The sequence below is a fragment of the Paeniglutamicibacter sp. NPDC012692 genome, from assembly GCF_042901625.1.
GTDB lineage: Bacteria > Actinomycetota > Actinomycetes > Actinomycetales > Micrococcaceae > Paeniglutamicibacter.
Genome location: NZ_JBIBDE010000001.1, coordinates 691,882 through 703,063, shown reverse-complemented (window position 1 = coordinate 703,063; position 11,182 = coordinate 691,882). Strand labels below are relative to the sequence as shown.

Here is an 11,182-nt window from a genome sequence, read left to right as displayed (position 1 = left end):
CATGGCACGAATGACCAAGGCGCAGCGGGAATGGCGCCCGGGCCAGCCGAAGAAGCCGCGCTCCACCCGTGTGATGTTCGCCTCAACGGTGCTCACGCTGGAGGCCTTCCTGGCGTTCTTCGTCGCGCTGGCCTACTCCGGGCTTCATCGCGAGACGGTCAGCCCGGTGCTGGCGCTCGGCGCCGGCTCCGTGCTGGCCCTGGCCTGCATCTTCACCTGCGCCCTGCTGAAAAAACCGCTGGGTTACGCCATCGGCTGGGGGCTGCAGCTCATTTTCATCCTGACCGGGTTCCTGATGACCGAGATGTTCGTCATCGGCCTGGCATTCGCCGCGACCTGGTGGTACGCGGTGACCAAGGGGCACTCGATGGACGTGGAGACCGCACGGCGCGCCAGGGAGCAGGCCGAGTGGGACGCCGCGAACCCGGAGCCCGGCGCTTCGTAGCCCGCGCACAACCGTAGAATCAGTACGAAATACCGTTTTTTGCACCACTTACCCGTGACAGGAGCAGCTTCATGACCATTGAACGCACCCTCATCCTCATCAAGCCGGACGGCGTCAAGCGCCAGCTGACCGGCCAGATCATCGCCCGCGTCGAGGCCAAGGGCTACGCCATCGCCGAGCTCAAGCAGGTCCACGCGACCCGCGAGCTGCTCGAGGCGCACTACGAGGAGCACGTGGGCAAGCCGTTCTACGAGCCGCTCGTGGAGTTCATGCTCTCCGGCCCGGTCGTGGCCATCATCGCCGAGGGCCACAACGTGATCACCGGCTTCCGCTCGCTGGCCGGCACCACCGACCCGACCACCGCTGCCCCGGGCACCATCCGCGGCGACCTGGGCCGCGACTGGGGCCTGAAGGTCCAGCAGAACCTGGTCCACGGTTCGGACTCGGTCGAGTCCGCCGCCCGCGAGATCGGCATCTGGTTCGCCTAAGCGGTCCAGCGGCCGAGAGGCCCAACGCCAAGGGCCCGGCACCTTCCCCCCATCGGGGGAGCGGTGCCGGGCCCTTGGCGCATCCGGACGCGTTTCACTGTGAAACGGGGTTCATTCCCGGCCGGCGCGCACCGAGGCAATCAGCGAATCGATGCCGAACGCCAGCGCCGTGCCGATCAGGCAGGCCAGCAGGTCGAGCGGGACAAAGGTGGAGCCGAGCACCAGCCGGGCCGGCGGGAAGGCCGCGCCAAGCGTAGCCGGGATCGGGGTGATCTGCAGCAGCTCGACCGCCACGCAGAACGCCAGGGCGATCGCCGCGTTGGACCAGGCGGCGGCGCGCGGCCGCAGGAACACCAGCAGGACGTAGATCAGCACCGCGTAGAGGACCCCTCCGGAGAGGTCCGCCGCGGGTCCAGCGGCAAGGAAGCGGGCCGCCAGGCCCAGCACAACCACCGGCACAACCAGCAGCCCCGCGGCCAGCCGCCTCCTGCGTGCCCGCGGGTCAGCCACCGAAGAACGCCTGCGGGAAGCGAAGGACGACGCTCGCGGCCGTCAGGATCAGCAGCACGACGGTCAGCACCCACGTCCATTCGGCGGAGAACCGCTTGAGGCCCGCGGGGGCCGGGATCACCCCGTGGGCCACGTTGCGTGCCGTGGTGAACATGAACATCGGGATCATCATCGTCCACACCACCATGCAGTACAGGCACAGGGCGTTGATCTCGTACAGGGCCTGGGACCAGAGCCAGACGATGAAGACCATCGCCAGGGTGATGCCCGCCTGCGCACCCAGCCAGTACCAGCGGGCAAAGCGGGCCCCGGCAAGCAGCGCCATGCCGATCGTGATGACGATGCCGAAGCCCACGATGCCCAGGAACGGGTTCGGGAAGCCCAGCAGCGCGGCCTGGCTGGACTTCATGACGGTGCCGCAGGAGACCCACGGGTTGATGTCGCAACTGGTCACGTAGTCGGGGTTCTTGTACAGGGCCAGGCGCTCGAGCACCAGGATGCCGGAGGCGAGCCAGGCGACGGCCCCGGTGATCACCAGGAACAGCCCGAAGGGCTTGGACCGCCGCAGTGCCGGGAGGCCGGCCTCGTCGATGCCTGTCGAGTCCGCGTCGGCTCGGGACGTGCTCATCAATAACTCCCTTGGTTTTCCTGCAGTGGTTCGGCGGCGCCGGCAAAGCGGTGCCGATGCTTGAAGTCTAGTGGCCGAAACCCCGCGTACGGGCCTCCCGGCACGGCAAGCCGCACGTCAAGGGGGAGTCGGCGAAGGGGTCCGGACGGGATTCGCCTGCTGCTCGACATGCCCGGACGCGCCGAAATGTGCAGATGGGTCGGCCGAAGTTCCACGGTATGAGACAATTGCAATGGTTGTTCGCGGATCCACAGTCTGCTTTCAACCCAACGACAGGCTTTCAAGCCCGATTGCGATGCATCTGCTGCGTAGAGACCGCCTATACGAAGGTCTGAGCGAATACCGCGATTTGGTCGCCGCAACAAAAAGCGGCTTGTTTGGAAAAGCGCCGTTGGTTTTGCCGGATGCCGCGCCCCACGATGGTTGGCGTACCCTGCAAGACGAGCAAACGACTTCCGCTAGGACACGTGGCCACACCGGCCCGGTTACTGCGAACCAACCAAGGCTCGGCGAGCTATCTGTGGGAGCAGCCGATCCATGAGGAGCACTCTTTTAAAATGGCAGCAAATCGCGACGAATCAAAAGCGTCAGGTCAGACCCCCAAGGGACGAGGCCGCACCAGCCGCCCGCGCAACACCTCCAGCGAACCCACGGTCCCGGCCCGCCCGGTGCGCCGTGCGATGACCCTCGCGGAACTCAACGACGCCGCAGCGGCACCCACCCGCAAGACCCGTGCCACCGTTGCGCCGCGGACCACCCCGGCGCGCCGCCGCCCGGCCGCCAACGCCAAGACCGAGGCCCCCGCGGCAGCGCCCGTCGTTGAAACCGCGGCCGCCGCACCCGTGAAGAAGGCCCCGGCCAAGCGCGGCCCGCGCCGCGCCACCTCCGCAGTCACCAGCCCGGTCGCCGGCACCGATGCCACGGTCGGCATCATCGAAGCAGCCCCCGTTGCGGCATCGGCCGCCGAGCCCGCAACCGAAGCCCCTGCCCCGGTCGAGGAAAAGGCCGAAGCGAAGGCCCCGGCCAAGCGCCCGACCCGTTCACGCTCCCGCCGCGCCTCGGCACCGGCCGGCGACGCCGCCGGCACCCCGGTCAAGGAAACCGCCGTTGAGGCTCCGGTAGCCGAGGCACCGGTTGTTGAAGCCGCCGCTGTTGAAGCGGTCGAAGGAGTCGAAGAAGTTGCCGTTGTGGCCGAGGCCGCAGCAGAGGAAACCGTGGAAGCCCCGGCAGAGGCACCGGCGAAGACGGCGCGCAAGCGTCCGACCAGGTCCTCGCGTTCGGCCAAGGCGCCCGCGACCGCAGAGGTTGTCGCTGAGGCTCCGGCCGCTGCCGCGAGCATCGTCGAGGCCGTCGCCGCCGAGGCCATGGCCACCGCCGGAACCGAATCCGCAGGCATCACCGATCCGTTCGCGATCCCGGAAATGGCACTCTCCGTGCTGTTCCAGGCTCCCGACCTTTCCGTCGTCGCACCCGTTGCGGCCGACGAGGACGAGGACGAGGATTCGGCAGGCAACCGCCGCAACCGCCGTTCGCGTTCCCGCACCCGCACCGAGGGCGAAGCCGCCGAGGGCGCCGAGTCCGACGAGGACGAGACCGATGGCGACGCCGTCGTTTCGCGTCGTCGTCGTCGCCGCCGCCGTGGCGAGGCCGACCTCGAGCTTGCCGGTGGCGAGCAGGACGATCCGCCGAACACCATCACCCGCGTGCGCGCACCGCGCACGTCCCTGGATTCGGTCATGTCCAACAAGGTCACGGCCGTCAAGGGCTCGACCCGCCTGGAAGCCAAGCGCCAGCGCCGCCGCGATTCGCGTGAATCGGGCCGCCGCCGCCAGGTGATCACCGAGGCCGAGTTCCTCGCACGCCGCGAATCCGTCGACCGCCAGATGATCGTGCGCCAGCGCGAAGACCGCATCCAGATCGGTGTCCTGGAGGACGGCATCCTTGCCGAGCACTTCGTCTCCAAGACCCAGCAGGATTCGCTGATCGGCAACGTCTACATCGGCAAGGTGCAGAACGTGCTGCCTTCCATGGAAGCCGCCTTCGTCGACATCGGACGCGGCCGCAACGCCGTGCTCTACGCCGGCGAGGTCAACTGGGATGTCGCGGGCCTCGACGGCCAGCCGCGCCGCATCGAGCACGCCCTGAAGTCCGGGGACACCGTGTTGGTGCAGGTCACCAAGGATCCGGTGGGCCACAAGGGTGCCCGCCTGACCAGCCAGATCTCCCTGCCGGGCCGCTACCTGGTCTACGTGCCGGGTGGCTCGATGACCGGCATCTCCCGCAAGCTCCCGGACGTGGAGCGCAACCGCCTGAAGAAGATCCTCAAGGACCACCTGCCGGAAAACGCGGGCGTCATCGTCCGCACCGCGGCCGAGGGTGCCTCCGAGGAAGAGTTGATGAACGACATCAACCGCCTGCGCGCCCAGTGGGAAGGCATCGAGGCCGCCTCGACGTCCACCAAGACGCTGGCCCCGGAACTGCTCTACGGCGAACCGGACCTGACCATCAAGGTCGTCCGCGACGTGTTCAACGAGGACTTCACCAAGTTGATCGTCTCCGGCAACGAGGCATGGGACACCATCGAGGCCTACGTGACCTACGTGGCCCCGGACCTGATCTCGCGCCTGGAAAAGTGGGAGAACAACGAGGACATCTTCGGTTCCTTCCGCATCGACGAGCAGATCCACAAGGCGCTTGACCGCAAGGTCTTCCTGCCCTCGGGCGGCTCGCTGGTCATCGACCGCACCGAAGCCATGACCGTTGTCGACGTCAACACCGGCAAGTTCACCGGCTCCGGCGGCAACCTCGAGGAAACCGTCACCAAGAACAACCTGGAGGCGGCCGAGGAGGTCGTTCGCCAGCTGCGCCTGCGCGACATCGGCGGCATCATCGTCATCGACTTCATCGACATGGTGCTCGAGTCCAACCGCGACCTGGTGCTTCGCCGCCTGGTCGAATGCCTTGGCCGCGACCGCACCAAGCACCAGGTTGCCGAGGTCACCTCGCTTGGCCTGGTACAGATGACGCGAAAGCGCATGGGCACCGGCCTGCTGGAGGTCTTCGGTGAGAACTGCGAGGCCTGCAACGGCCGCGGCGTGATCACCCACGACGAGCCCGTCGAGCACCGACGTGCGTTCAACTCCACCGGCGAGCCGCATGCTGCGGTCAGCCGTGGCCAGGAGAAGCCTTCGCGGGCCGAACGCCGCCGCCGCAACCGTGCCTCGGAGGAGCCGACCCCGTCGGAGAACGCCGAGGTGGCAACCGAGGTCCATGCGGTGGAGCCCGAGGCCAACGAGGCCAAGGCAACCGCAGCACGCACGGCCTTTGCCAACATCGCCGCAGCAGCACACGCCGCCCACGAGCACGAGGATGCCGCGGCCGAAGCCGTCGACGCCACGTTGACCGTGGGTGGAGAGCAGGTTGTCGTGCCGAACGCACGCCGCCGCCGTGCCGGTTCCGAGGCTTCCGCCCCGGAGCTGACCCTGGAGAACCTGGAAGCAGCGCTTCCGGACAACTCCCCGGTGGCGGAGGCGGAGTCCCACGACGCCGGCGGGCACGACGACGCCCAGGGCACCCGTGCCCCGCGCAGCCGTAGCCGCCGCAAGAGCCGTTCCAAGGCCACTGCCCCTGCGCAGGCCCCGGAGCAGGCTACCCAGGCTCCCGAGCAGGCTGCACCGGTCATCTCCGGCGTGGCAGGCCAGGCTTCCGCCGCAGCACCTTCGGAAACGAAGGCCGTTGTGGCGACCTCTAAGACTTCGGGCATCGAGCCGGTGGTGCGCGTCAAGCGCAGCCGCCGTGCCACGAGCCCGCAGGGTGGGTCTGACGCCGCAGTTTCTGTGGCATCGGACACGCCTGCAACATCGGGTTCCGCCCATGTTGCTTCGTTGGCAGATGCCCCAAAGGTCGCTCAGCCCCTAAACGACGCCAATGCGCCGATTATGCTGGGTGTCGGGGTACCGGTCAACGAGTTGAAATAATTGGGTCTTGACGACTTGCTGGGGTAAGTTGTATTTGCCCCGGCAGCGCTTTTTAGCGTAGTCTGGATCCTCGGTGCGAACGCCAGCTATCGGATTCTTCCGCTCGGCGTGCCAGCACAGCGCAATCCTCGTTAGTATTTGAGGTAGTGATGCGCAGCAAGACATATTGAACGTCGAGTAGAAGTGAGTACCCACGTGGTGTACGCAATTGTCCGCGCTGGCGGCCGCCAGGAAAAGGTTTCTGTAGGAGACCTCGTTACCCTTGATCGCCTGAAGGCTGCCCCAGGCGCCTCCATTGAACTGCCGGCCCTGTTGCTGGTAGATGGCGAGAAGGTAACTTCCGCAGCCGACGAGCTGGCCAAGGTTAAGGTGACCGCTGAGGTCGTTGAGAACCTTCGTGGCCAGAAGATTGTCATCCAGAAGTACAAGAACAAGACCGGTTACAAGAAGCGCCAGGGTTTCCGCGCTATGTTGACCAAGGTCAAGGTCACCTCGATCGCTTAATTGCGGTTGATTCCAAGAATTCTCATTACCTGAAGGTAGGCATATTCAATGGCACATAAGAAGGGCGCGAGTTCCACTCGCAACGGTCGCGATTCCAACGCCCAGTACCTTGGCGTAAAGCGCTTCGGTGGTCAGGTCGTATCGGCCGGCGAAATCATCGTTCGCCAGCGTGGCACCCACTTCCACCCGGGCGCCGGCGTGGGTCGTGGCAAGGACGACACCCTGTTCGCACTGCAGGCCGGAGCTGTCGAATTCGGCACCCGTCGCGGCCGTCGCGTCGTGAACATCGTTATCGCTGACTAATTAGCGCATAACCGCATTCATTACACATTGGAGGGTGGGCCGCACGGCTCACCCTCTTTGTGTTTTTCCAGAAACCTCATGTTTCTTCGGTCGCTACAATAAAGATCGAATGAAACTCTTCACCCCCTTTTTGCTAGGAGCTTTCAACCGTGGCAGCCTTCATCGACCGAGTGGTCCTCCATGTCTCCGGTGGTACCGGTGGGCACGGCTGTGTCTCCATCAAACGCGAAAAGTTCAAGCCCCTCGGTGGTCCTGACGGAGCCAGCGGCGGCAATGGCGGCGACGTCATTCTGCGCGTCGATTCCCAAACCACCACGCTGCTTTCGTACCACCACTCTCCCCACCGCCATGCCGGCAACGGCGAAGGCGGCAAGGGCGACCTTCGCCCGGGCAAGAACGGCGAATCCCTGATCCTTCCGGTGCCCGAGGGCACCGTGGTCAAGAACCGCGCCGGCGACATCCTCGCCGACCTCATCGGCGAAGGCACCGAATACATCGCCGCCGCCGGTGGCCTGGGCGGCCTTGGCAACGCCGGGCTCTCCAGCCAGAAGCGCAAGGCCCCCGGCTTCGCGCTGCTGGGCATTCCCGGTGACGAAGCCGAGATCATCCTCGAGCTCAAGTCGGTTGCCGACGTTGCACTGGTCGGCTACCCGTCGGCAGGCAAGTCCTCGCTGATTGCGGCGATCTCCGCGGCACGCCCCAAGATCGCCGACTACCCGTTCACCACCCTGGTCCCGAACCTCGGCGTGGTCGAAGCCGGCGATGTCCGCTACACCGTTGCCGACGTCCCAGGCCTGATCCCGGGCGCCTCGCAGGGCAAGGGCCTGGGCCACGAGTTCCTGCGCCACGTCGAACGCTGCGCCGCACTGGTGCACGTGCTCGACTGCGGCACGCTCGAAGCCGACCGCGACCCGGTCACCGACCTGGACATCATCCAGGCCGAACTCGATGCCTACGAGACCGACTCCTCCTTCGCCGGCGCCGACGGACAGATCATCCCGCTGAACGAGCGCCCGCGCCTGATCGCCCTGAACAAGGTCGACATGCCGGACGGCCGCGACATGGCCGAGTTCGTGCGCCCGGAACTGGAGAAGCGCGGCTACCGCGTCTTCGAGGTCTCCGCGATGAGCCGTGAAGGCCTGCGCGACCTTTCCTTCGCCATGGCCGAGCTGGTCACGGAGGCGCGTGCCAAGCTCGAGGCAGCCCCGCTGGCCGTTGAGGTCGAGGTGGTGCGTCCGCGCGCCTCCAAGGCCAGCAAGGCGGGGTTCATCATCCGCAAGGAAGAGCGCAACCTCGAAGCCCTGTACCGCGTCATGGGCGAAAAGCCGGAGCGCTGGATCAAGCAGACCGACTTCCGCAACGACGAGGCCGTCGGCTACCTTGCCGACCGCCTGGCCAAGCTCGGCGTCGAAAACCAGCTGTACAAGATGGGTGCCCGCCCGGGCGACGCAGTGGTCATCGGCTCGGAAGTCGACGCCGTGGTCTTCGACTGGGAGCCGACAATGGCTGCCGGCGCCGAACTGCTCGGTTCGCGCCGCGGCCAGGACGTGCGCATCGAGGAATACGGCGCACGCCCGTCCCGTGGCGAAAAGAAGGCCATCCACTCCGATCGCAAGGACGCCAAGGCAGCGGCCCGCGAGGAGCTGGAAGCCGAGCGCAAGGCCGGCATCTGGACCGAGTCGGTGAACTACAAGCACCAAGAACCCAAAAAGGGGGAGTAGGAAACCACCGTGCGAGCCACAAACCACCCCTCGGGCATTGACGAACGCCAGGACATCCCGCGTGCCTCGCGCATCGTGGTCAAGGTCGGCTCCTCGTCGTTGACCACGCTCAACGGCGGGATCTCCGAGGAAGCACTCTCGAACCTCGTGGACCGGCTCTCGGCGGTCAGCACCGCCGGGACCCAGCTGATCCTTGTCTCCTCCGGCGCGATCGCCGCCGGCCTGGCACCCCTTAACCTGGGGCGCCGGCCGCGCGACCTCGCCACGCAGCAGGCAGCGGCCTCCGTGGGGCAGGGACTGCTGATGGCCAAGTACACCCAGGCGTTCGCCGCCCACGGTGTCACGGTGGGACAGGTCCTGCTCACGGCGGATGACCTGATCCGCCGCCAGCAGTACGCCAACGCGTTCCGTGCGTTGAACCGGCTGCTGGCCCTGGGCGTGGTGCCGATCGTGAACGAGAACGACACCGTGGCGACCCACGAGATCCGCTTCGGGGACAACGACAGGCTTGCCGCCCTGGTGGCGCACCTGGTCAAGGCCGACGCCCTGCTGCTGCTCTCCGACGTCGACGCCGTCTACGACGCCCCGCCGAACGACGGGGGAGTACGGATTTCGCGCGTCGACAGCAACGCCGACCTGGAAGCCGTGAGCATCGGTTCCACCGGCGGGGCCGGACTTGGCACCGGCGGCATGGCCACCAAGGTCGAGGCGGCCACCATGAGCGCCGAATCCGGGATCCCGGCACTCGTCACCTCCACCGCCAACGCCGCAGCGGCGCTGGCGGGGCAGGACGTGGGAACGTGGTTCTCGGCCCGCGGCGGACGCCGCTCGACCCGCATGCTCTGGCTGGCCCACCTGGCGGCCACGCAGGGCCGCCTGCTGCTGGATGCGGGTGCGGTCAGGGCGGTTGCCTCCGGCGTCGCCTCGCTGCTTCCGGCCGGCATCACCGGGCTGCACGGCTCGTTCGAGGCCGGGGACGCGGTGGAGATCACCGACGCCCAGGGCACCGTGATCGCCCGCGGCCTGGTCAATTACTCCTCGGAGGAACTGCCGCAGATGCTCGGGCGCTCCACGCACGAGCTGGCCCAGGACCTCGGAACCCAGTACGAGCGCGCCGTGGTGCACGTGGACGACCTGGTCGTCGTCTAGCACCGTCCGACGTTGCACTCCCGGCCGGGCCCGCCCTTGACACAAAGGGCGGGCCCGGCCGCTTCGTGCGTAGACTGATATGCATGAGTCAGATAGTCAATGCATCCCTGAATCTTAGCGACGAGACTGCGGCGGCCGGCGGCCCTCAGGACGCCGTCGCAGCGGTGGCCGCCATGGCCGACCGCGCCCGTACCGCCTCCCGCGTGCTGGCCCGCGCGGACCGGAACTGGAAGGACCGCGGGCTCCTGGCGATCGCCGCGGCGCTTGACGAGAAGCGAGCCCGCATCATCGCGGCAAATGCCAAGGACATCGCGGCCGGCCGCGCCAACGGCACTTCCGAAGCCATGCTGGACCGCCTCAAGCTCGACAACAAGCGCGTCGACGGGCTGATCGCCGCCCTCCAGGAACTTGCCGGCCTGCCAGATCCGGTGGGCACCGTGCTGCGCGGCCAGACCCTCCCCAACGGCCTGCGCCTGCGCCAGGTGCACGTGCCCATGGGCGTCATCGGCGCCATCTACGAGGCCCGGCCCAACGTGACCGTGGACATCGCGGGCCTGGCGCTCAAGAGCGGCAACGCCGTGCTGCTGCGCGGCGGAACGGCCGCCGCCGAATCAAACCGGGCGCTGCTGGCCCTGATCCGCGACGCCCTGGAATCGGTGGGGCTGCCCGCCGACGCCGTCGCCTCGGTCGACGCCTACGGGCGCGACGGGGCCGACGCCATGATGGGCGCCCGCGGCAAGATCGACGTGTTGATCCCGCGCGGCGGCCGCGAACTGATCCAGCGCGTGGTCACCACCGCCAGCGTCCCGGTCATCGAGACCGGCGAGGGCAACGTGCACATCTACCTGGACGAATCGGCCGACGCCAAGATGGCGGTGCCGATCCTGCTCAACGCCAAGACCCAGCGCCCCTCGGTCTGCAACACCGTGGAGACGCTGCTGATCAACGCCAAGTCGCAGGCCGCAGGCCAGGTGCTTGCCGCGCTTGCGAAGTCCGGGGTGCGCCTGCACGTCGACGCGCGCGCCGCGGCACTGGCTGGATCCACCCCGACGATCCCGGCCGTGGACGCGGACTGGGACACCGAGTACATGGACATGGACCTGGCCGTTGCCGTCGTCGACGACCTCGATGGTGCCATTAGCCACATTCGCCGCCACACCACCGGGCACACCGAGGCGATCCTGACCAACAACCTGGCCCACGCCGAGCGCTTCATTGCCGAGGTCGATTCGGCCGCCGTGATCGTCAACGCCTCCACCCGGTTCACCGATGGCGGGCAATTGGGCCTCGGCGCCGAGGTCGGGATCTCCACCCAGAAAATGCACGCGCGCGGTCCCATGGGCCTGCGCGAACTGACAACCACCAAGTGGATTGTCCAAGGTGATGGGCATGTTCGTTCGTAGCCACGCGCCAAGGTGGGTACGATAGAAGGTAAAGAGACAAATAGTTTGAACACC

General features: G+C 67.1%; 10 protein-coding genes. 8 read left to right on the top strand and 2 right to left on the bottom strand.

Annotated features, from left to right (window positions below):
* Position 1: 1 nt before the first annotated feature.
* Complete coding sequence (locus tag ACFY5D_RS03130) at positions 2 to 445, top strand: DUF4233 domain-containing protein (protein ID WP_387524897.1); 444 nt, start codon at positions 2 to 4, stop codon at positions 443 to 445.
* A 71-nt stretch (positions 446 to 516) separates the two neighbouring features.
* A complete protein-coding gene (gene ndk, locus ACFY5D_RS03125; RefSeq protein ID WP_387524894.1) occupies positions 517 to 933 on the top strand; it encodes a nucleoside-diphosphate kinase in 417 nt (138 codons plus the stop codon).
* A 111-nt stretch (positions 934 to 1,044) separates the two neighbouring features.
* Here ndk and ACFY5D_RS03120 read toward each other — a convergent pair whose 3' ends face one another.
* Both ACFY5D_RS03120 and ACFY5D_RS03115 read right to left on the bottom strand, forming a co-directional pair.
* Positions 1,045 to 1,443 (bottom strand): DUF2809 domain-containing protein, encoded by a 399-nt coding sequence (locus tag ACFY5D_RS03120; RefSeq protein WP_387524891.1) that lies wholly within the window; start codon positions 1,441 to 1,443, stop codon positions 1,045 to 1,047.
* The gene (locus ACFY5D_RS03115) at positions 1,436 to 2,071 is read right to left on the bottom strand and encodes a vitamin K epoxide reductase family protein (protein ID WP_387524889.1); all 636 of its coding nucleotides are present in this window, start codon (positions 2,069 to 2,071) and stop codon (positions 1,436 to 1,438) included. Before ACFY5D_RS03115 ends, ACFY5D_RS03120 begins: the two co-directional genes overlap by 8 nt.
* A 557-nt stretch (positions 2,072 to 2,628) precedes the next feature.
* On the opposite strand from ACFY5D_RS03115, the gene ACFY5D_RS03110 reads away from it, so the two are divergent.
* The 6 genes from ACFY5D_RS03110 to ACFY5D_RS03085 all read left to right on the top strand — a co-directional run bounded on the left by ACFY5D_RS03110 (position 2,629) and on the right by ACFY5D_RS03085 (position 11,128).
* Positions 2,629 to 6,048, top strand: a complete 3,420-nt coding sequence (locus ACFY5D_RS03110; RefSeq protein ID WP_387524886.1) for an Rne/Rng family ribonuclease — start codon at positions 2,629 to 2,631, stop codon at positions 6,046 to 6,048.
* A 195-nt stretch (positions 6,049 to 6,243) separates the two neighbouring features.
* Positions 6,244 to 6,552, top strand: a complete 309-nt coding sequence (rplU, locus tag ACFY5D_RS03105) for a 50S ribosomal protein L21 (protein ID WP_387527543.1) — start codon at positions 6,244 to 6,246, stop codon at positions 6,550 to 6,552.
* Positions 6,553 to 6,600: 48 nt separating this feature from the next.
* Complete coding sequence (rpmA, locus tag ACFY5D_RS03100; protein WP_068737764.1) at positions 6,601 to 6,855, top strand: 50S ribosomal protein L27; 255 nt, start codon at positions 6,601 to 6,603, stop codon at positions 6,853 to 6,855.
* A 149-nt stretch (positions 6,856 to 7,004) separates the two neighbouring features.
* A complete protein-coding gene (obgE, locus tag ACFY5D_RS03095; protein WP_387524882.1) occupies positions 7,005 to 8,576 on the top strand; it encodes a GTPase ObgE in 1,572 nt (523 codons plus the stop codon).
* 9 nt (positions 8,577 to 8,585) lie between these two features.
* A complete protein-coding gene (proB, locus tag ACFY5D_RS03090) occupies positions 8,586 to 9,725 on the top strand; it encodes a glutamate 5-kinase (protein WP_387524880.1) in 1,140 nt (379 codons plus the stop codon).
* An 83-nt stretch (positions 9,726 to 9,808) separates the two neighbouring features.
* On the top strand, positions 9,809 to 11,128 hold the full coding sequence (locus ACFY5D_RS03085) for a glutamate-5-semialdehyde dehydrogenase (protein ID WP_387524878.1): 1,320 nt from the start codon (positions 9,809 to 9,811) through the stop codon (positions 11,126 to 11,128).
* Positions 11,129 to 11,182: the final 54 nt, after the last annotated feature.

Excerpts from the sequence above, each read along its gene's own strand:
- ACFY5D_RS03115 (WP_387524889.1), bottom strand. The coding sequence starts at position 2,071 with ATGAGCACGTCCCGAGCCGACGCGGACTCGACAGGCATCGACGAGGCC.
- ACFY5D_RS03130 (WP_387524897.1), top strand. The coding sequence starts at position 2 with ATGGCACGAATGACCAAGGCGCAGCGGGAATGGCGCCCGGGCCAGCCG.
- rpmA (WP_068737764.1), top strand. The coding sequence starts at position 6,601 with ATGGCACATAAGAAGGGCGCGAGTTCCACTCGCAACGGTCGCGATTCC.
- ACFY5D_RS03085 (WP_387524878.1), top strand. The coding sequence starts at position 9,809 with ATGAGTCAGATAGTCAATGCATCCCTGAATCTTAGCGACGAGACTGCG.
- ACFY5D_RS03110 (WP_387524886.1), top strand. The coding sequence starts at position 2,629 with ATGGCAGCAAATCGCGACGAATCAAAAGCGTCAGGTCAGACCCCCAAG.
- ndk (WP_387524894.1), top strand. The coding sequence starts at position 517 with ATGACCATTGAACGCACCCTCATCCTCATCAAGCCGGACGGCGTCAAG.